A 19,701-nucleotide genomic window follows, 5' to 3' on the forward strand; every position below is an offset into this window, starting at 1 on the left:
GGTTAGACCTGTGTCGAAGTAGAAGAAGACGAGTTGCAAGGTGTAGCAGTTTCAGTGGCCGGTTCAGCGCGGACGATTTTCTCGATGAAGAACCGTGGCCGTGCACGTACATCGCTGTACATACGTCCCAGGTATTCCCCCAGCAGGCCCATGCCAATGAATTGGCCGCCGGTGAACACAAACAGCACGGCAAACAGCACGAAGGTGCCGTCGCCCGCCCAGGTTGCGCCAAAGATCAGGCGCAATACGATCAGCAGAATGGCGAATATACCGCCCAGCAAGGCCATGCTGAAGCCGATGATGCTCAGCAGGCGCAGGGGGGTGGTGGTCATGCAGGTGATCAAGTCAAACATCAGGTTGATCAGGCGCATCGGGCTGTATTTCGAATCGCCGTGTTCACGCTCAGCGTGCTGCACCAGCACCTCGGTGGTGTGGCGGGCAAAGCTGTTGGCGAGAATCGGGATAAAGGTGCTGCGCTCGCGGCACGCCAGCATCGCGTCGACAATTGAACGGCGATAGGCGCGCAACATGCAGCCGTAGTCGCTCATAGCAACGCCGGTGGAACGCTGTACGGCCAGGTTGATGAGGCGCGAAGGCCAGCGGCGCCAGGCCGAGTCCTGACGGTTGTTGCGCACAGTGCCAACCACGTCATAGCCCAAGGCTGCCTGGGCAACCAGACGCGGGATTTCTTCTGGAGGGTTTTGCAAGTCAGCGTCCAAGGTGATGACCACATCGCCCTTGGAATTTTCAAAGCCGGCCATGATGGCGGCATGTTGTCCATAGTTGCGATTGAGTATCACCGCCACTACGGAACTGCCTTCACGCTCGGCAGCGTCTTGCAGGATTTGCGCCGATTTGTCCCGGCTGCCATCGTCGACCAGTACGATTTCGTAAGCTTGGGTAAGCTGGGCACAGGCTGCTTCGGTACGGCGCAGCAGCTCAGGCAGGCTCTCTTCTTCGTTGTAGACCGGAATGACGATCGACACGCACTGGATAGGGTAGGGTTTCAAGGTATTCGTTCCAGTCAGTTTCAATGGCACAAGATGACTTGTCTGAGAAGTCGGCCTGTTCAGGCGCGATACATAGACTACGCCTGCAGGCATTAAAGCCTAAAACTGACGAAGGTAAAGTCATCGAACTACGTTATCTGTATGATTTTTCTTACAAACTATTTTCGATAATCCTAAAAGCTGCCCTCTACGTTAAACGCAGAGGTGTGAAAAACCTATGAAAGTTGAATCAAAAGGCCATGTTTTTTAGGGGGTAGACAGGTGCTATTCAGGAAACCCCGTGTAGCGCTTGGCCCGCGGCTTTATGGGTAAAAGTGTGAGGGGAATGTATCGGGTGACAAGGATGAGGTTTTAGCGATTTTAAACAATGACCCAAATCAGTCATTACACAAAAAAAGACTTTTTTTAACGGACGAAAAAAAGCAGCGCCAACCTGCGGATTTGTGACATGCGTCACACAGGATGGCGCCACTCAAGCAGGCTTAATTCAAGCCCAGCTTACCGCGCAAGGTAGACAGGTCTTCGGCCAAGGTGTTAACCGGACCAACCAACGCTTTGCGGTCGTTATCCTTGACCTTGTCGTAGGTTTCAAAACCGCCATCTTTGGTTTTGTACTTGGCCAGGATCTTGTCAACCGTGGCGAAGTTCTTGTCGACCTTATCGGCAAAGGCCTTGTCATTGGCCGCAATTTGCGGACGGAACAGGTCGAAAATCTTCTTCGCGCCGTCTACGTTGCCCTGGAAGTCATACAGGTCGGTATGGCTGTAGCGGTCTTCTTCGCCGGAAATCTTGGTCGCAGCCACTTCTTCCATCAGCGCGGCCGCACCGCCCACGACTTTATCTGGCGGGAAGGTTAGACCGGCAACGCGGGTTTGCAAGTCTTTGACGTCGGTATTGAGTTTGTCGGCCAGCACATCGAGACCCTTGGTGGTGTTCTCGGAGAACAAGGTGTATTCGATGCGGTGGAAGCCGGTGAAGTCTTCAGCGGTCACGCCTTTCTCATGGTCATCAACCCGGGAGTCGATAGACGCGTCGAGATCACTGAACAGTTCGGCAATCGGCTCAATCGACTCGTAATGCACGCGGGTCGGTGCGTAGAGCTTTTTGGCAGTGGCCAGGTCGCCCTTTTTGATGGCGTCGGTGAACTTCTGGGTTTCTTGCGCCAGCGTGTCGATTTCTTCGGTGACGTAAATTTTGTAGTCCGATACAGGTTGCACCAGGTCCAGTGGTGCATTCGCCGCGAATACCGAGAGCGGGGTGTGGAGCAAACCTAGAGCGATAAACAGTGCGAGCGGCGTCTTCTTCATGGGACTTTTCCGGTTTGTTTTAGGTTCAGGTTGGGGGGGTGAAATCAAGTTCGAGTCAGGGGGGCTGCGGCATTCAGCAGCGAGCGCCCAATAAAGTCCTTGTCGTCGCGTACGCCCGGCAAGGTAAAGAAGTAACCTCCGCCAATCGGCTTGAGGTATTCCTCCAGTGGCTCACCATTGAGTCGGGTCTGTACGGCGATAAAGCCGTTTTCCAGGTTGCTCTGGTAGCAGATAAACAGCAGGCCCATGTCCAGTTGGCCGTTCTTGTTGACGCCGTTCGAGTAGTTGAACGGGCGGCGCAAGATCAAGCTTTTGCTGGTTTCGGCGGTGCGCGGGTTGGCCAGGCGGATGTGCGCATCCAGCTTGGTGACCTTGCCTTCGGGGTCTTTGCTGTAGTCCGGCACGTCGGTTTCGTGATGGCCATCCATCGGTGCGCCGCTGGCCTTGTTGCGGCCGAAGATGCTTTGCTGCTCTTGCAGCGGCGTGCGGTCCCAGCGTTCGACAAAGTTGCGAATGATGCGCACCGCCTGGTAGCTGCCATCGACCGCCCACTTGGGTTCGTCGCTGCCTGGCTGGACCCAGACGATGCTGTTCATCAGGGTGTTGTCGTTGGAATCCGGGTTGGCTGAGCCGTCACGAAAACCCAGGAAGTTGCGCGCGCTCTGCGGGGGTACGCCCGGCTTGGTGGGCGCTTGCGGCGGTACTGTACCTTCTTGCTTCCAGCGCACCAGCAGCAGGTCTGGCAGGTTTTTAACAATGTCGCGCAGGGCGTGGATGTTGGTGTCGGCGGTGTTGGCGCAAAATTGCAGGCTCAAATCGCCATGGCAAAAGGCAGGCTCCAGCGCGTCGTTGGGAAAACCCTGCATGCGGCTCAGGTGTTTGGGCTTGACGCTGCCCAAGCCGTAACGCTCATCAAACAGCGACTCTCCGACCGACACCGTCACGGTCAGGTTGTCAGGCGTAACCACCGGGCCGAGGATGCCTGAGTCGGTGGGTGGCAGTTTGGGGTCGACTTGTGTCACCGGGCCGCCCTTGGTCAAAAACGCGATGCGTTCGTTCAGGGTGCGGAACAGGCGTTCGAGGTCTGCACGATCAGTGGCCAGTACATCAAAGGACACCAGCATGCCGGCGGCCGGGCGAGGCGTGACGATGCCGTTTTGGTGCTGGCCGTGGAACTCGTGATGATCCTGGGTCTTGTCACTGCTGGGTGCCTGAGTCACTTGCGCATTGGCTGCACCGCTGGCGGCCATGGCCGGGCAACTCAGAGCGCTGCCTGCCAGCGCGGCGCCGGCGACGCCCATGCCGAGCAGTACGCGACGACGTTGCAGGTTGATCTCATTCTGGGTGTTGTCTGAATCGCTCATGTACGTCTCGTCTGCATTACAGGCCTGAAAGGCCGAGGGCTGGATCGATTCCATCGAGTGCATCGGCCAGAGCCTTGGCCTTGTTACTGATTGCTTGACGCTGGGCGGCGCTTACCGTGTCGTACGTGGCGTAGCCCTGTGCGGTTTTAAAGGTGTCGAGCTCGGTGTCGAGTGCAGTGCTGGCGTTATCAATGTTGAGCAAGATGTCAGCATTGTTTTTGGCCAGCAGTGGGCGCAACAGGTCAACCACTTTGCGGGTGGTTTGCAGGTTGGCGGCAAAACCGTTGAGGTCGATATGGCTGTAGCGCTCTTCTTCGCCGCTGGTGGCGCGGGTGTCGGCCATGTTGTGCAGCGTGCGCGAAACGATGCTGACTAACTGCTCGGGCGGGAGTGATTGCGCCATTAGTTGCTGCTTGAGTAGCGCCGCATTGGCTTGCAGTTGTTCGGCCACAGGCGCCAGGCCCTGGGTGCTGCGTTGATCAAAAAGGCCATATTCGAGACGATGGAATCCGCTGAAACCCGGATCCTGCTCGCGTTTTTCAAAATAGTCGGCGCGGGCATTCAGGGTGTTGTCCAGTTCGCCCAAGCGTTGCGCGGCGGGTGCCAAGCGCTGATAAGCCTCGCGCGCCGGTACATAGAGTGTTTGCGCCTGGGCAAGGTCGCCACTGCTGATGGCTTGCGACAGAGCTTCTACCGCCTTGATCAGCGCGTTGCTCTGGCTGCTCAAGTACACCCGGAACTCAGACAGCGGACCGATAAACGCCACCATTGATGGGCGTGCCTTGGCCTTGGCTTCAGATTCGGCGGTCGGTGTGACGTGGAGCTTGCCGCGCGGGTTGCTGAGCAGGCCGCAAGTAATGGCGTAATCACCGGGGTTGAGCGTGGCATTGATCACTTGGCTCAAACCGGGGGCAATGTTTTCGCGCTCTTCGATCACCAGTACGCCGTCGAGGATTTCCCATTCCACCGCGCGTTCCGAGGCGTTGACGATGCGGAAGCTGTTAAAGCCTGCCGGAACTGTCAGCTCATTCGGTTCGCAGCTGTGCGGGTGGATCGTTACGGTGATTTCATTGCTGTGAACCTTGCGTTTGGCGGCGGCCAGTTGCGAGGCGTAATAGAACAAACCGCCGGCCGCGATCATAACGATCACCGAGCCGGCCACCGCCCAGCGCAGTGCGCGAGGGGGTGTACCGCTTGCAGGGGTAGACATGCAGGACCTTATGAGTTCGTCACTGAAGAGGGTTGGGCAACCTTTGGCGCGGGCGGGGAGCGGAAGAACATCACCAGGGCCACGACCAGATAAATAACATAGGCGCCGAGCACGCTGACGGTGGGCGCATCTTGATAGCCGAACATGCCAGCGAGGACCGAGCCGAGCGGGCCGTCCATCGGCAGCGTGCTGCTGATGTCAAACACCACGCCTTGCAGGGCATTCCACAAGCCGGCTTCGTGCAGGGCCTGGACTGAGTTGGCCAGAATGCCCGCCGCTACCACCAGAATGAACAGCCCGGTCCAGCGGAAAAACAGGCCGAGGTTCAGGCGCATGCTGCCGGTGTAGATCGCAAAACCGACAAAGATCGCCAGGATCAAACCGAGCAGGGCGCCCAAAGGCGCTGCTGGGCCTTCACTTTGCTGGAAAACCGCGAGCAGGAAGAACACGGTTTCCAGGCCTTCACGGGCCACGGCAAAAAACACCATGGCGATCAGCGCAGTGACCTGATGTTTGGAACCGGCAAGGGCATGATCAAGGGAGGTGTGCAGCGAGCTTTTAATGGAGCGCGCGACTTTGCGCATCCAGAACACCATCGAGCTGAGGATGCCGACGGCAATCAAGCCGACGATGCCTTCAAACAGTTCTTGTTGCTTTTGCGGGAATTCGGCGCTCATCAACTCCAGGCCGCCACCGACCAGCAGGGACAAGGCTGCGGCAAGGAAAACCCCGATCCATACCGCTGGCATCCACTGCCCACGCCCGGTTTGCTTAAGGTAGCTGGCAATAATGCCGACGATAAGCGCGGCTTCAATGCCCTCGCGCAGCATGATCAGAAAAGGAACAAGCATGAAGAGAGCACCGCGTCACGAATTAGTAGTGGCTAATTTGTAACATACTGATACGTATTGCTAAACAAGAATCGATTTCATTGGCTGAACGGTTGCTGAACGCATGTTCTGGGCTTGGGCTTGCACGTGGAGTTGGTGGCGCTGACGGGCAAGCCTGCTGATGGGTTAAAGGTCGGTAGCCTCTTTTGGAGTATTGCTTAGGCTGGCAGTGAGGGTCTCCAGCGCCGCCTCGGCCTTCAGGGCTCTTAATGTCAAAGCTGCGCTGGCTTCAAGGGCCTGGTTTTGCGCTTCTTTTAATGCCTGGCTTTCTTGGGTGGCGACCCGCAAGCGTTCTTGCAGCAATGTGCGTTCGCTTTCTTGCTGGCTCAGTTGTGCGGTCAGTCGTTCATTCAGGTTGCTCAGCTTGTGCTGCTGATCGCTGGCCTGGTTCAACTCTTTACTTAATGCGCGGCTTTCACTGAGTACGCGTTCGTTATCGCGGTGTAGTTGGGTGATTTCGTCTTGGCGCACCAGCGCGCTTTGCTGCGCTTGGCGCAATTCCATTTGTAGTTGTTGCAACTGCCCTTCGTGGCGGCGCTGTTCCTGCTCGCGCTGCTCTTTGGTCGCGCTGCGGTAGTGCTCCAGCGCATCGCGGGCGTGCAGGTGTTTTTCTTCCAGTGAGCGGATCTGCTCGTCGCGGTCGTTGAGGCGCAACTCGAAATCGCTGCACGCCTGGTTGAGCGCGGCGTTGCGCGTTTGCTCGGTTTGCAGCATGGAGCGGGTGGCTTCCAGGTTCGCCGTTTCTTGCTGCAAGGCCGTGCTCTGGATGTCCAGCTCTTTCTGCAATTGCAGGTGGTCTTGCTGCGCTTGCGCCAGTTGATCGCGTAACTCTGCTTTGAGCTGCTCGTAGTGCGCTTCGGCGCGGTCGATCGGCTCTTGTGCCTGCTCTTTGAGGCGCTGGGCAAGGCGGGCGACCAGTTCACTTAGCTCATCACCTAGCTGTTCGTGCTGCACGCCACGCCGGGAGTCAGTCTCGTCGAGCTCCTTTAGGTAGCGGTGGATCGTGGTTTTCGACCCGGTGTTGCCCATTTCAATCCGTACTGCATCGATGCTGGGGTGTTCGCCGCGAGCCAGTATCGCCGTGCGCGCTATTTGCACCACCGCCTTGTTTACGCCGCCACGAGCCATTGCATTCTCCTACGATTATGTACTGTGGTATGTACCCTGTAATTACGTACTATATTAGCACTTTATTTTTGTTTTTAATTGCTGATTTTGAGGCGGGATATACTGGTATTATCCCGTGTCATAGCGCCTGAGCCGTTTTTTAGGCGCTATTTCAGTACGTCAACCAAGAGAACAGGGCATGAGCGAGCTGGATCGCTACTTAAACGCCGCGACCCGCGATAACACCCGTCGCAGTTATCGGGCAGCCATCGAGCATTTCGAAGTGACTTGGGGCGGCTTTTTGCCCGCCACCAGCGACAGCGTGGCGCACTATCTGGTTGCGCACGCTGGGCAGTTGTCGATCAACACGCTCAAGCTGCGTCTATCCGCGATTGCGCAGTGGCATAACAGCCAGGGCTTTGCCGACCCGACCAAGTCGCCAGTGGTGCGCAAAGTGTTCAAGGGCATTCGCGCGCTGCATCCGGCCCAAGAGAAACAAGCTGCGCCGCTACAGTTGCAGCATCTGGAGCAAGTCATTGCTTGGCTTGAAAGTGAGGCGAATATCGCGCAGGTCAATGAGGATCAACCGGGGCTGCTGCGCGCGCGACGCGATGCGGCGTTGATCCTGCTGGGGTTTTGGCGCGGGTTTCGTAGCGATGAGTTGTGTCGCTTACAAGTCGAGCACGTGCAGGCGGTGGCAGGCTCAGGCATTACCTTGTATTTACCGCGCAGCAAAAGTGATCGCGACAATCTGGGCAAGACCTTTCAAACCCCGGCGCTGCTGAGGCTATGCCCGGTGCGGGCTTACATCGAATGGCTGAATACAGCAGCCCTGGTACGTGGCCCGGTGTTCAGGGGGATTGATCGCTGGGGCAATCTGAGTGAGGAGGGCTTGCACGCCAATAGCGTGATCCCGCTGCTGCGCCAGGCGCTGGAGCGCGCCGGTATTTCAGCCGAACATTACACCAGTCACTCGCTGCGTCGCGGTTTTGCAACATGGGCGCATCAAAGTGGATGGGACTTGAAGTCGCTGATGAATTACGTCGGCTGGAAAGACATCAAGTCAGCCATGCGCTATGTTGAGTCCACCCCGTTTGCCGGGATGAGCATGACCGCTGAAAAACGCATTGGTAGCTGATCGACGTCAACTTGAAAGCCGGCCATTCGGTCCATATTTAGTTTTTGACTATTTATAGGGTCGGCTGATAGTCAAAACCAATCGTGAGCATCAGCTTTACCAATGAGCCAGATACGAAATGAGTTGTTAGGATTCACCCCATCAACTTTTCAACCCTGACGGAGAGTCAACGATGCCTATCATCAACAGCCAAGTAAAACCGTTCAAAGCTACTGCATACAAAAACGGCAGCTTCGTGGAAGTGTCGGACGCTGACCTGAAAGGCAAGTGGTCTGTAGTGTTCTTCTACCCAGCCGACTTCACCTTCGTTTGCCCAACCGAGCTGGAAGACCTGGCTGACAACTACGAAGAGTTCAAAAAACTCGGCGTGGAAATCTACAGCGTGTCGACTGACACCCACTTTGCTCACGCTGCCTGGCACAACACTTCGCCAGCCATCGGCAAAATTCAGTACACCATGATCGGCGACCCTACGCTGACCATCTCCCGCAACTTCGACGTTCTGATCGAAGAAGCAGGCCTGGCTGATCGCGGTACTTTCGTGATCAACCCGGAAGGTCAGATCAAAATCGTTGAACTGAACGACGGCGGTGTTGGCCGTGACGCTTCCGAGTTGCTGCGCAAAATCAAGGCTGCTCAGTACGTTGCTGCTCACCCAGGCGAAGTATGCCCAGCTAAATGGAAAGAAGGTGAATCCACCCTCGCTCCTTCGCTGGACCTGGTTGGCAAGATCTAAGTCTGTGAAGACTAGGGCGGTGATCCGCACCTGAGTTGTCAGCAGCATCGCCCTCAAAACGCCCGGGCGACATTCGCTCGGGCGTTTTTTTTGACACAGAATTAAACAGTTAGGAGATCGCCCGTATGTTGGACGCCAATCTAAAAGCACAGTTGAAGTCATACCTGGAGCGGGTCACACAGCCGATCGAGATCGTTGCGTCTCTCGACGACGGTGCGAAATCCCGTGAAATGCATGACCTGTTAAAAGAAATTACCAGCCTCTCCAGCCAGATTACCTTGCTGGAAAACGGCAACGATGCGCGCAAACCGTCGTTCTCGTTGAACCGTCCAGGCGGCGATATCAGCTTGCGTTTTGCTGGTATCCCGATGGGCCACGAATTTACTTCGCTGGTGCTGGCCCTGCTGCAAGTCGGCGGCCACCCATCGAAAGCCAGTGCCGAAGTGATTGAACAAATCCGCTCCCTCAAAGGTGAGTTCAACTTCGAGACGTATTTCTCGCTGTCATGCCAGAACTGCCCAGATGTAGTGCAGGCGCTGAACCTGATGGCAGTGTTGAACCCGAATATTCGCCACGTGGCGATTGACGGCGCGCTGTTCCAGGACGAAGTCACCGAGCGTCAAGTGATGGCGGTGCCGAGCGTTTACCTCAACGGGGTTAACTTCGGTCAGGGCCGCATGGGCCTGGAAGAGATCCTTGGCAAACTGGACACCAGCGCCATTGAGCGTCAGGCCGAAAAAATCAGCGCCAAAGAAGCCTTTGATGTGCTGGTTATCGGTGGCGGTCCAGCCGGTGCTGCTGCAGCCATCTACGCTGCGCGTAAAGGGATTCGTACCGGTGTGGCGGCAGAACGCTTCGGCGGCCAGGTGCTCGACACCATGGCGATCGAGAACTTTATCTCGGTGCAGGAAACCGAAGGGCCGAAACTGGCCACTGCCCTGGAAGAACACGTCAAGCAATACGACGTCGACATCATGAACCTGCAACGTGCCGACAAGCTGTTGCCGGGCAAAGCGGGCGAGCTGCACGAAGTTAAATTCGCCAGTGGTGCTTCGCTCAAAGCCAAGACCGTGATTCTGGCGACCGGTGCCCGCTGGCGCGAAATGAATGTGCCGGGCGAGCAGGAATACCGCAGCCGTGGCGTGGCTTACTGCCCGCACTGTGACGGCCCGCTGTTTAAAGGCAAGCGCGTTGCGGTAATCGGTGGTGGTAACTCGGGTGTCGAGGCGGCCATTGACCTGGCAGGCATTGTGTCACACGTGACATTGCTCGAGTTTGACACCAAGTTGCGCGCTGACGCCGTGTTGCAGCGTAAGCTCAACAGCTTGCCAAACGTAACGGTGATCACTAACGCCCAGACCACTGAAGTGACCGGTGACGGGCACAAGGTCAACGGTCTGCGTTACAAAGACCGTGCGACAGAAGCGCTGCACACCGTCGAGCTGGAAGGTATTTTTGTGCAGATCGGTCTGCTACCTAACACCGATTGGCTCAAAGGCACCATCGAGCTGACGCCACGCGGCGAGATTGTGGTTGATGCTCGCGGTGAAACATCGATCCCCGGGATCTTTGCTGCCGGTGACGTGACCACCGTGCCCTACAAGCAGATCGTGATTGCGGTCGGCGAAGGTGCCAAAGCCTCTCTGAGCGCTTTCGATCACTTGATCCGCACATCGGCGCCGGATTGATTGCTCGGCACTAGAGTCGCGTTGCGTTAGCAAAGCCTCTCAGTAAACAAAAGCGCAGCCCACGGGCTGCGCTTTTTTTGTGTGCAACATGGATTACGCCTTGGGGCTTGAATCTTTCAGCAAACCATTGGCCAGCGCGACGAATGCATTTTTTGCTTTCTCCAGTGCGGCCAGTGGTTGTGGATCAGCGGCGATCCACAAGGCGGCGCTCAATGTGGCACCATTCAACAGCCTGGCTGTTGCTTCAACCTCGATGTCCTGGATGACGTGCTCGCTTTTCAGCTTTTCCAGGCACTCCATGGTGCCCTGAATGCAGGCGTTCTGGTTTGACCACAGGGCAGGGTTGCCCAGTACTGCGGGGCCATCTAGCAGCACAATACGCTGGATTTCCGGCTCTATCGCCATCTCCATGTAGGCGATGCTTTCATTGAGAAAGCCATCCCAGGTGGAGCTCGCCTGAGCGGTAATGGCGTGCAGGCGTACAGACGTCTCGGCGTCTATTTGCTGGATGACGGCCTCAAGCAAGCCTTTCTTGTCGCCAAAGTGGTGATAAAGCGCTCCACGGGTCAGGCCGACATTGGCAGTGAAGTCATCCATTGAGGACTCGGCATAACCTTTGCTCGCGAATGCTTGCCTGCCTGCTGCCAAAAGCCTGTGCCGCGTGTCTTCGATCATCTCTTTGCGTGTTCGTACCATAGAGGCGCAGATCTCCTGAATCCAATTCAATCCATACAACATACGTGGCGTATCTAATGCTACGGGCTTGATCGCTTCTGAACAACGCTCATGTTTCAGGCGTAAAAAAACCCATGAGCGATCATGGGTTTTTTGACGTGCGAACGTTACAGCGGGGTCGGCTGAATGATCTCGACCCAGTAGGCGTCCGGGTCCTTGATAAAGGCCAGAGATTTCATGCGGCCGTCAGTCAGGCGCTTCTGGAAGTCCACGCCCAAGGCTTCAAAGCGCTCGCAGGCGGCGACGATATCAGGTACCGCGATGCAGATATGGCCGAATCCACGCGGGTCAGTGTTGCCGTTGTGGTAAGCAAAATCGGCATCATTTTCGGTGCCGTGGTTGTGAGTCAGCTCCAGGATGCCTGGGATCGACTTCATCCACACGGTACGGGCAGCATCGTCAGCCGGGATCAGGGCTTTATCAACCAGCGCCAGAAAGTACAGGCTGAATTCGGCTTCCGGGAAGTCGCGCTTTTCCAGCAGCGAGAAGCCCAGGACGCGGGTGTAGAAATCGAGGGATTTCTCGATGTCTTTGACGCGCAGCATGGTGTGGTTGAAAACGAATTGTTGGGTAGCGCTATTCGGTTGTGCGGTTACGCCAGGGACGTTGTTCAGCTCTTGCAGGCTCATGAACCCTCCGAAAGTGATGCATGGGTAAACAGTCGATGCACGAATGATACGGAATGTGATGGCCTGCGCGAACCCCGTGGGCAACAAAAGATCGTTGTTTGGGATGTTCCGCGGCAGTGCGGGGAGGGGGATTGGCAAAATTCAGGCAAAAAGAAGCCCGCCGAAGCGGGCATGGGGCGCTAGTCCTTTAGCAGGCTCTATCCTGTGATGAATCGTGTGAAAAAACTGTGAAAGGGCATCGGTTAATTTGGCCTTTCATCCGGGGAGACTCCGTTCTCGGGAAATGGGCTTATTGTGTCTTCTGCGAGGGTCATCATTGTGACAATTGATCGTGAGTGATTATTAACATTTTGCTTAACGGCGCGTGTTACACGGGCCTCACACTGTCTGTAAGTCACGTTAGTTATGTCTGGGTTTAGTGATATTTAAAAACCCTGCCAGGCAGGGTTTTTAATACTACTAAAGCATTAAGTGCGTACCCAGGACTCAACAGTGGCTGCGCCGTATTGTTCTTTCCATGCCTTCAAACCACGGTGATTACCACCTTTGGTTTCAATCAATTCGCCGGTGTGCGGGTTTTTATAGACTTTTAAAACACGAGCCTTGCGCTGTTTTGGTGCTGCTGTTTGGCGCGCAGCTGCAGGGTTTGGATCCAGAATGGCAATAATCTCTCGCAGGCCTTTGCCGTAAGAGCTCATCAGCGCCTTAAGTTTCTGTTCAAACTCGATTTCTTTTTTAAGCCCGGCATCATTCTTCAAGGCTTCCAACTGAGCCATTTGTTCTTGAAGGGCCTTTTCGGCAGCACGGTATTCAGCAAGTCTGGACAAGGTCATTACTCCGGTCATGGCTTCGGCATTGACAGGGCCGAAGTGAATTAATGAGGCGAGGCAGCAAGGGGTAGACAGAGACCCGAGTCAACAGTTCAGCCGAAACACGAGGGCTTTGTTATTGACTGTCAATAAACTTCAACCTGATCGAAATTGTAGTTGTCATTTTTCCGTGCGCCAGCCGATATTCACTTTTGCTGAAGAATCATCTTGAGCGTTTAAACCGACACTCGATGTTGCGCCATTAAAGACTTAATGAAATCGTCGGCGGTTAACGGACGGGCAAATAGATACCCCTGCAAAAACTCTACGCCTTTAAGTGCCAGGTACTCACTTTGCTCTTGTGTTTCGACGCCCTCAGCCACCAGCCCGAGGTTCAGCTTGGCGCTCAAGTCAATGATGCTGTCTAGGATCGGGCTGGATAATGCATCTGCCCCAATCATGGCGACAAAGCTTTGATCGATCTTCAAGTAATCGACATTGAACTCGTGCAAGTAGCTCAAGCTTGAGTGCCCGGTACCAAAATCATCCAGCGCAATCATGATCCCCATCGCGCGCAGCTCGGCAAACAACTGGTGGGTGATCACGCTGGGTATCACCAACTCGCGCTCAGTCAACTCCAGTACCAACGTGATGCGTCCCGGCGGGAATGCCTGAAGCAGCGCACGGCAATCGTCTATCAGTTCAAGGCTGTGGCAGTGATGAGCGCTAATGTTGAAGCCCAAGTGAAAGCCCGGCGCCATGCTGTTGGCGTGAGGCGCCAGTAACTGTGCAGTTTGACGAAACAGTGAACGGGTCATCGGCACAATGAGACCCGAGTGTTCCGCCAGTGGAATAAACAAATCAGGCCGCACCAACCCTTCAGTTGGGTGTTGCCAGCGCATCAGGACTTCGGCACCGGCCCATTGTTGTGTGTCACTGCGCACCACTGGCTGAAAGTAAGGAATGAACTCCTCGGCTTCAAGCCCGCGTTGCAGCTCGTGGGTGGGGGAGGATAAAGACATACGCTTTTGTAGCCAGAGAACAGTCGCGCCAGAAACGCAGCCCAAAAATACAAACAGGGCCAATAAGCCCAAGTACCGAGCTTTAATAAAACGCCATAGCGTGCCTTCGCTAAACCCTGCTATGACGCGATAAGGATATTGCGCAGACGACACGCTTACAGATGCAACAGGATAAGGTGCAGACGGTGTATTGCGGACCACTGCGTAGCGGTCTATGGAATTGTTGCCCACTTGAAACATCATTTGCGTGTACGGGTTGATTAGACTCAAGACATTGATCAAGTGCAGGCCGTAGAGGCTGACAATGGCACCGGCCTGGTCTTTTTCGCGGCGATAAACCAGCAGCGGCTGGTCTGGCGTAACCGCGTTGCCGGGCATGAGCCACAACACGCCGTTGTTATAGTCAGCCGCATTGACCGGTTCTTTAAAGTTGCCAAACAGGGATGTGCAATAAATCTGGTTATTCCAGACCAGATTCACTGAGCGGACAAAAGGGCGGCGCGTCACCTGTTCACGCAGGTCCAGTTCAACCTGTTCGCACGGCTGGCCTGCGAGAGGGGATACAAAATCTGCGGCCAGCTTGGCATTGTCCAACATGAGATCGAATTGGCGAACGGCCTCTTTAGCGGTATCACTGGCTTCTGATATCAGTGATCGATTGGCCTGCCAGACAATGATAAAAACACCGAGGACGATGGGCAGTAACGCGCTGAGTACGACCAGCGCGTAGCGATCGGTCCATTTTCGGGTCCGTTTGAGCGTTAATTGCATTCAAGATCCCGAGGACTGATGGCGACTGCGGCAAGGTGAGATGAATAGACAAAGCCTAGCATTGGTTCAGGGTCATTTCACATGATGTAAGACAAACATGATTACGCCATGTAGAATCCGCTTACGCATACAAGAATAATGACCCCTGTCATCAGGCGTCACCACCGCGTAAGAGATGGGTAAATGAAGATATTCGGGTTTCAACTGATCTACGGAGATTTCCTGGCGCGCAGTGTACGCGGGATCTCCTGTGCGCCACCTGTGTCCCTCAGCATTCTTGGCAAATAACCTACTGTTAATTGTAAAAATGACTCTGATGAGGCGCCAAAATGGCCGATCTATACGAAAACCCAATGGGCCTGATGGGCTTTGAATTCATCGAATTCGCAGCGCCAGTAGCCAATACCCTCGAACCTATCTTTGAAATCATGGGCTTCACCAAGGTGGCCACCCATCGTTCCAAAGACGTGCACCTGTATCGCCAGGGCCATATCAACCTGATCCTCAATAACGAGCCGCACAGCGTTGCTTCCTACTTCGCCGCAGAGCACGGGCCATCTGTATGTGGCATGGCGTTTCGCGTAGCCAACGCGCAAAAAGCGTATAACCGCGCGTTGGAGCTGGGCGCTCAACCTATCGAAATCCCGACCGGCCCGATGGAATTAAACCTGCCTGCCATCAAAGGCATCGGCGGTGCGCCGTTGTACCTGATTGACCGGTACGGCGAAGGCAGTTCGATTTATGACATCGACTTCGTGTTTATTGAAGGTGTTGAGCGTCATCCAGTGGGAGCAGGGCTGAAGATCATCGACCACCTGACCCACAACGTGTATCGCGGCCGTATGGCTTACTGGGCTAACTTCTATGAGAAGCTGTTCAACTTCCGCGAAATTCGCTATTTCGACATTAAGGGCGAATACACCGGCTTGACCTCCAAGGCCATGACCGCACCGGATGGCATGATCCGTATTCCGTTGAACGAAGAGTCGTCCAAAGGCTCTGGTCAGATCGAAGAGTTCTTGATGCAGTTCAACGGTGAAGGCATCCAGCATGTGGCCTTCTTGACCGATGACTTGATCAAGACCTGGGACGCATTGAAAAAAATCGGCATGCGCTTCATGACCGCACCGCCAGACACCTACTACGAAATGCTCGAAGGTCGTCTGCCTGACCATGGTGAGTCGGTCGAAGCGCTGCAGTCGCGCGGTATTCTGCTGGATGGCTCGTCGGTTGAAGGTGACAAGCGCCTGTTACTGCAAATCTTCTCGGAAAACTTGATGGGTCCGGTGTTCTTCGAGTTTATCCAGCGCAAAGGCGATGATGGCTTTGGCGAGGGCAACTTCAAGGCGCTGTTCGAATCCATTGAGCGCGACCAGATTCGTCGTGGCGTGCTTGAAGCCAACTAAGTAAAGAGCTTGCCTCGCGATCTTTTAAACACGCTAAAGATCGCGAGACAAGCTCGCTCCTGTACGTTCGGCGGTTGGTGTTAAAACAGCCCCGCTGCAATGTTGATCGAAAACCCCAGTACTGCCGTATTGAACAAAAACCCCAGCAGCGAATGGCCCAGCACTGCTTTGCGCATCTCGCGGGTAGCGACTTCTACGTCTGACGTTTGTACCGCAACGCTCAGGGTGAAAGAGAAATACATGAAGTCCCAATAATCCGGGTTCAATTCACCTTCGGGGAAGCGCAAGGCTGGCTCCGTCCCTTCATTGTTATAAAACAGCCGCGCATAGTGCAGGCCGAAAATCACCCCGATCATCAGCCATGAACCCACCACAGTCAGCCCGGTAAAGGCGTAATGCAGCAATTGCTCAGAGTGACGCAGTTGGCTGTTACCGGTGAGTTCGAGGGTAATCGCCGCCAGGCTGACAACAGCCGCGAAGCTCACGGTGAACAGCACCATGCTGGCATTTTCGTCTTCTATTTCTGCGGTGCGTTTGACGTCGCCCACTTTAGAGCGAAGCATCAGCCACAGGGTCAGGAGCAAGTACAGCCAGACACCGGCGTTCCAGCCCAACAGAAACTTGGTGGTCAACGAGGTGGCGGGATTAAAGATGCCGACCGCCAGCCCCAATAAGGTGCCAGCGGTCAGGCGAGGGTGAGTGCGTGCAAGGTGCGGCATCGTCAATACAATCCATGTTACTGGGCATTGCCGAACCTTAGCACGTGAAGCAGGCGTTAACGTTTACGCGGTTTGCTGCGGGTCAGTTTCATCACCACCACAAAGAATACCGGCACAAATACCACGGCCAATGTGGCGACGATCATGCCGCCGATAACGCCTGTACCAATGGCTTGCTGGCTGCCCGAGCTGGCGCCCGTGGCAATCGCCAGAGGCACAACGCCGAGAATAAAGGCCAGCGAGGTCATGACAATCGGCCGCAGACGCAGGCGGGCGGCTTTCACCGTGGCCTCAACCAGGTCATGGCCTTCGTCGTACAGGGTCTTGGCGAATTCGATGATCAAAATGGCATTCTTGGCCGACAAGCCAATAATCGTAATCAAGCCCACTTTGAAGAACACGTCATTCGGCATGCCGCGCAACGTCACCGCCAACACCGCACCGAGCACGCCCAAAGGCACTACCAACAGCACTGCGGTGGGGATCGACCAGCTTTCATAAAGCGCCGCAAGGCACAGGAACACCACCAGTAACGACAGGCCCAACAACAACGGCGCCTGAGAGCCGGAGAGCTTTTCCTGCAGCGACAACCCCGTCCATTCAAGGCCGATGCCTGCCGGCAACTGATCAACCAGGCGTTGCATTTCAAGCATGGCTTCACCCGTTGTGTGGCCCGGGCCTGCTTCGCCAGAAATACTCACCGCCTGATAACCGTTGTAGCGGGACATCTGCGACGGGCCTTGAATCCAGCGCGCTTCGACAAACGACGACAATGGCACCATTTTCCCCAGATTATTGCGCACATTGATCTTCAGCAGGTCTTCAACCTGGCTGCGTTGATCGCCTTCAGCCTGTACGACAACCCGTTGCATGCGCCCCTGATTGGGGAAGTCGTTGACGTAGGCAGAGCCCACGGCGGTCGACAGCACATTACCGATGTCGGCAAACGAAATGCCCAGTGCATTGGCCCGTTTACGGTCGACTTCGAGTTGCACTTGCGGGCTTTCTGCCAGGGAGTCTTCGCGCACGTTGGCCAGCACCGGGCTTTTCTCGGCCAGGGCCATCAACTCGGTTCGCGCTTGCATCAGCACGTCATAACCGACACCGCCACGGTCTTGCAGGCGCAATTCAAAACCGCTGGAGGTGCCCAAACCACTGACCGCAGGCGGCAGAATGGAGAACGCCACCGCGTCTTTGAGCTCGCCAAACGCGGCGTTCGCTCGATCTGCAATGGCCGAAGCGGAATCCTTGATGCCACGTGTCGACCAGTCCTTGAAGGTGGTAAACGCCAACGCGGCGTTCTGTCCGCTACCCGAGAAGCTGAAGCCCAGAATCATGGTCACGTTGCTGACCCCGGGCTCTTCGGCGTAGTGAGCTTCGATCTGCTTGGCCACCGCGATCGTCCGGCCCTGGCTGGCCCCCGGCGGCAACTGAATATCAGTAATGATGAAGCCCTGATCCTCAACGGGCAGAAAAGAGGAGGGCAGGCGCGCAAAACACACCACCAGCACCACCAGCAAGGCACCGTAAAGCAACAGATAACGGCCGCTGCGTTTGATCAGGTGCACCACCCAATGCTCGTAGCCTTCAGACAGACGCTCAAACTTGCGGTTGAACCAGCCAAAAAAGCCGCCCTTGGCATGGTGCTCACCCTTGGCAATGGGCTTGAGCAGTGTCGCGCACAGGGCCGGGGTCAGCGACAGGGCCAAGAACGCCGAGAACAAAATCGAGGTTGCCATCGCCACCGAGAACTGCTGATAGATCACGCCCACCGAGCCCGGCATAAACGCCATGGGAATGAACACGGCCACCAGTACCAGAGTAATGCCGATGATCGCCCCGCTAATTTGCGTCATGGCCTTGTGCGTGGCCTCGCGGGGCGGCAAGCCTTCGCTGAGCATGATCCGCTCAACGTTCTCTACCACCACAATCGCGTCGTCCACCAGAATCCCGATGGCCAGTACCATGCCGAACATGGTCAGTACGTTGATCGAGAAACCCAGGACCAGCATCGTGGCGAATGTGCCCATCAGGGCCACAGGCACCACCAGGGTCGGGATCAGCGTGTAACGGATGTTCTGCAAAAACAGGAACATCACGGCAAACACCAGCACCATGGCTTCGATCAGGGTGTACACCACCTTGGTGATCGAGACTTTGACGAACGGCGTGGTGTCATAAGGGATCTTGTACTCAACGCCCTCAGGGAAGTAGCGGCTCAGCTCATCCATCTTGGCGCGGATCATATTGCCGGTGCTCAAGGCGTTCGCTTCTGGCGCCAATTTCACGCTGAAAGCGCTGGACGACTTACCGTTCAGGCGGGTGCCGTACTGGTATTCCTGGCTGCCGATCTCAACCCGTGCCACATCGCTGACCCGGACCGTGGAACCGTCCGGGTTGGCGCGCAGGACAATATCGCCAAACTCTTGCGGGCTCGACAGTTGGCCTTTAACCAGCACCGTGGCGGTAATTTCCTGGGTCGAGCGCCCCGGCAAATCTCCGATGCTGCCAGCAGACACTTGCGCGTTCTGGCTGGCAATCGCTTGGTTGACGTCCGCAGGCGTAAGGTTGAAACCAATGAGTTTTTGCGTGTCGATCCAGATCCGCATGGCCCGTTCAGAGCCATACTGCTGAGCCTTGCCGACCCCTTCAACGCGCTTGATCTCGTTCATCACGTTGCGCGCCAGGTAGTCGCTGAGGGCAACCTCATCCAGCCCGCTGCTCGGGTCTGCGGTCAGCGTTACCAGCATCAAGAAACCCGAGGAGATTTTCTCCACCTGCAAGCCTTGCTGGATAACTGCTTGTGGCAAACGCGACTCCACCGCTTTGAGGCGGTTTTGTACGTTGACCTGAGCCATTTCCGGGTCAGTACCCGGCTTGAACGTGGCCGTAATGCTGGCACTGCCCAGGCTACTTTGGGACTCGAAATACAGCAGGCCGTCGGTGCCGTTGAGCTCTTGCTCAATCAGGCTGACCACGCTTTCGTCCAGGGTATGCGCCGACGCGCCGGGGTACACCGCATACACTTCAACTTGCGGCGGTGCCACCACCGGGTATTTGGCCACGGGCAGCTTCGGCAGCGCCAATGCTCCGGCCAGCACAATAAATAACGCTACGACCCAGGCAAAGATCGGGCGATCGATAAAAAACTGCGGCATGC

16 protein-coding genes are annotated in these 19,701 nt (G+C 55.8%); 4 read left to right on the forward strand and 12 right to left on the reverse strand.

Going from position 1 to position 19,701, the window contains the following annotated elements:
- Window positions 1-2: 2 nt before the first annotated feature.
- The 6 genes from arnC to AAEZ03_RS01480 form a co-directional block, all read right to left on the reverse strand.
- The gene (gene arnC, locus AAEZ03_RS01455; RefSeq protein WP_350575353.1) at window positions 3-1,010 is read right to left on the reverse strand and encodes an undecaprenyl-phosphate 4-deoxy-4-formamido-L-arabinose transferase; all 1,008 of its coding nucleotides are present in this window, start codon (window positions 1,008-1,010) and stop codon (window positions 3-5) included.
- A 482-nt stretch (window positions 1,011-1,492) separates the two neighbouring features.
- Window positions 1,493-2,317, reverse strand: a complete 825-nt coding sequence (efeO, locus tag AAEZ03_RS01460) for an iron uptake system protein EfeO (protein ID WP_350575356.1) — start codon at window positions 2,315-2,317, stop codon at window positions 1,493-1,495.
- A gap of 44 nt (window positions 2,318-2,361) precedes the next feature.
- Window positions 2,362-3,681, reverse strand: coding sequence for an iron uptake transporter deferrochelatase/peroxidase subunit (gene efeB / locus AAEZ03_RS01465; protein WP_123749084.1), 1,320 nt, complete (start codon window positions 3,679-3,681; stop codon window positions 2,362-2,364).
- Between the two features lie 16 nt (window positions 3,682-3,697).
- Window positions 3,698-4,891 (reverse strand): iron uptake system protein EfeO, encoded by a 1,194-nt coding sequence (efeO, locus tag AAEZ03_RS01470; protein ID WP_350575360.1) that lies wholly within the window; start codon window positions 4,889-4,891, stop codon window positions 3,698-3,700.
- 8 nt (window positions 4,892-4,899) lie between these two features.
- Complete coding sequence (gene efeU / locus AAEZ03_RS01475; RefSeq protein WP_048391618.1) at window positions 4,900-5,742, reverse strand: iron uptake transporter permease EfeU; 843 nt, start codon at window positions 5,740-5,742, stop codon at window positions 4,900-4,902.
- 165 nt (window positions 5,743-5,907) lie between these two features.
- Window positions 5,908-6,909: a DNA-binding protein gene (locus AAEZ03_RS01480; protein WP_350575364.1), complete on the reverse strand. Its 1,002-nt coding sequence runs from the start codon at window positions 6,907-6,909 to the stop codon at window positions 5,908-5,910.
- A 178-nt stretch (window positions 6,910-7,087) separates the two neighbouring features.
- Between AAEZ03_RS01480 and AAEZ03_RS01485 the strand changes: the two genes are divergently transcribed.
- From AAEZ03_RS01485 to ahpF, 3 genes are all read left to right on the forward strand, one after another.
- The gene (locus AAEZ03_RS01485) at window positions 7,088-8,026 is read left to right on the forward strand and encodes a site-specific integrase (RefSeq protein ID WP_278938886.1); all 939 of its coding nucleotides are present in this window, start codon (window positions 7,088-7,090) and stop codon (window positions 8,024-8,026) included.
- A gap of 172 nt (window positions 8,027-8,198) precedes the next feature.
- Window positions 8,199-8,762, forward strand: coding sequence for an alkyl hydroperoxide reductase subunit C (gene ahpC / locus AAEZ03_RS01490; RefSeq protein ID WP_016780891.1), 564 nt, complete (start codon window positions 8,199-8,201; stop codon window positions 8,760-8,762).
- Window positions 8,763-8,887: 125 nt separating this feature from the next.
- On the forward strand, window positions 8,888-10,450 hold the full coding sequence (gene ahpF / locus AAEZ03_RS01495) for an alkyl hydroperoxide reductase subunit F (RefSeq protein ID WP_350575367.1): 1,563 nt from the start codon (window positions 8,888-8,890) through the stop codon (window positions 10,448-10,450).
- Between the two features lie 93 nt (window positions 10,451-10,543).
- On the opposite strand, the gene AAEZ03_RS01500 is transcribed toward ahpF, so the two are convergent.
- The 4 genes from AAEZ03_RS01500 to AAEZ03_RS01515 all read right to left on the reverse strand — a co-directional run bounded on the left by AAEZ03_RS01500 (window position 10,544) and on the right by AAEZ03_RS01515 (window position 14,416).
- Window positions 10,544-11,146, reverse strand: coding sequence for a TetR/AcrR family transcriptional regulator (locus tag AAEZ03_RS01500; protein ID WP_502947873.1), 603 nt, complete (start codon window positions 11,144-11,146; stop codon window positions 10,544-10,546).
- Between the two features lie 146 nt (window positions 11,147-11,292).
- The gene (gene gloA, locus AAEZ03_RS01505; RefSeq protein WP_350575372.1) at window positions 11,293-11,814 is read right to left on the reverse strand and encodes a lactoylglutathione lyase; all 522 of its coding nucleotides are present in this window, start codon (window positions 11,812-11,814) and stop codon (window positions 11,293-11,295) included.
- Between the two features lie 467 nt (window positions 11,815-12,281).
- A complete protein-coding gene (locus AAEZ03_RS01510) occupies window positions 12,282-12,641 on the reverse strand; it encodes a histone-like nucleoid-structuring protein, MvaT/MvaU family (protein ID WP_048371921.1) in 360 nt (119 codons plus the stop codon).
- A 218-nt stretch (window positions 12,642-12,859) separates the two neighbouring features.
- Window positions 12,860-14,416 (reverse strand): EAL domain-containing protein, encoded by a 1,557-nt coding sequence (locus AAEZ03_RS01515; protein ID WP_350575375.1) that lies wholly within the window; start codon window positions 14,414-14,416, stop codon window positions 12,860-12,862.
- Window positions 14,417-14,745: 329 nt separating this feature from the next.
- On the opposite strand from AAEZ03_RS01515, the gene hppD reads away from it, so the two are divergent.
- Window positions 14,746-15,822: a 4-hydroxyphenylpyruvate dioxygenase gene (hppD, locus tag AAEZ03_RS01520; RefSeq protein WP_048371743.1), complete on the forward strand. Its 1,077-nt coding sequence runs from the start codon at window positions 14,746-14,748 to the stop codon at window positions 15,820-15,822.
- Window positions 15,823-15,902: 80 nt separating this feature from the next.
- Here hppD and AAEZ03_RS01525 read toward each other — a convergent pair whose 3' ends face one another.
- Both AAEZ03_RS01525 and AAEZ03_RS01530 read right to left on the reverse strand, forming a co-directional pair.
- The gene (locus AAEZ03_RS01525) at window positions 15,903-16,541 is read right to left on the reverse strand and encodes a DUF1345 domain-containing protein (protein ID WP_048371741.1); all 639 of its coding nucleotides are present in this window, start codon (window positions 16,539-16,541) and stop codon (window positions 15,903-15,905) included.
- A gap of 56 nt (window positions 16,542-16,597) precedes the next feature.
- Window positions 16,598-19,699, reverse strand: coding sequence for a multidrug efflux RND transporter permease subunit (locus AAEZ03_RS01530; protein WP_278938881.1), 3,102 nt, complete (start codon window positions 19,697-19,699; stop codon window positions 16,598-16,600).
- Window positions 19,700-19,701: the final 2 nt, after the last annotated feature.

The organism is Pseudomonas sp. HY2-MNA-CIBAN-0224 (assembly GCF_040310285.1).
In the GTDB taxonomy this organism is placed as follows: Bacteria; Pseudomonadota; Gammaproteobacteria; order Pseudomonadales; family Pseudomonadaceae; genus Aquipseudomonas; species Aquipseudomonas helleri.

What these genes read in the sequence shown, in the direction of transcription:
- efeB (WP_123749084.1), bottom strand. Translation starts at nt 3,681, where the DNA reads ATGAGCGATTCAGACAACACCCAGAATGAGATCAACCTGCAACGTCGT.
- efeU (WP_048391618.1), bottom strand. Translation starts at nt 5,742, where the DNA reads ATGCTTGTTCCTTTTCTGATCATGCTGCGCGAGGGCATTGAAGCCGCG.
- hppD (WP_048371743.1), top strand. Translation starts at nt 14,746, where the DNA reads ATGGCCGATCTATACGAAAACCCAATGGGCCTGATGGGCTTTGAATTC.
- efeO (WP_350575360.1), bottom strand. Translation starts at nt 4,891, where the DNA reads ATGTCTACCCCTGCAAGCGGTACACCCCCTCGCGCACTGCGCTGGGCG.
- AAEZ03_RS01480 (WP_350575364.1), bottom strand. Translation starts at nt 6,909, where the DNA reads ATGGCTCGTGGCGGCGTAAACAAGGCGGTGGTGCAAATAGCGCGCACG.
- ahpF (WP_350575367.1), top strand. Translation starts at nt 8,888, where the DNA reads ATGTTGGACGCCAATCTAAAAGCACAGTTGAAGTCATACCTGGAGCGG.
- AAEZ03_RS01525 (WP_048371741.1), bottom strand. Translation starts at nt 16,541, where the DNA reads ATGCCGCACCTTGCACGCACTCACCCTCGCCTGACCGCTGGCACCTTA.
- AAEZ03_RS01500 (WP_502947873.1), bottom strand. Translation starts at nt 11,146, where the DNA reads ATGGTACGAACACGCAAAGAGATGATCGAAGACACGCGGCACAGGCTT.
- AAEZ03_RS01515 (WP_350575375.1), bottom strand. Translation starts at nt 14,416, where the DNA reads ATGCAATTAACGCTCAAACGGACCCGAAAATGGACCGATCGCTACGCG.
- gloA (WP_350575372.1), bottom strand. Translation starts at nt 11,814, where the DNA reads ATGAGCCTGCAAGAGCTGAACAACGTCCCTGGCGTAACCGCACAACCG.
- AAEZ03_RS01530 (WP_278938881.1), bottom strand. Translation starts at nt 19,699, where the DNA reads ATGCCGCAGTTTTTTATCGATCGCCCGATCTTTGCCTGGGTCGTAGCG.
- AAEZ03_RS01485 (WP_278938886.1), top strand. Translation starts at nt 7,088, where the DNA reads ATGAGCGAGCTGGATCGCTACTTAAACGCCGCGACCCGCGATAACACC.
- ahpC (WP_016780891.1), top strand. Translation starts at nt 8,199, where the DNA reads ATGCCTATCATCAACAGCCAAGTAAAACCGTTCAAAGCTACTGCATAC.
- efeO (WP_350575356.1), bottom strand. Translation starts at nt 2,317, where the DNA reads ATGAAGAAGACGCCGCTCGCACTGTTTATCGCTCTAGGTTTGCTCCAC.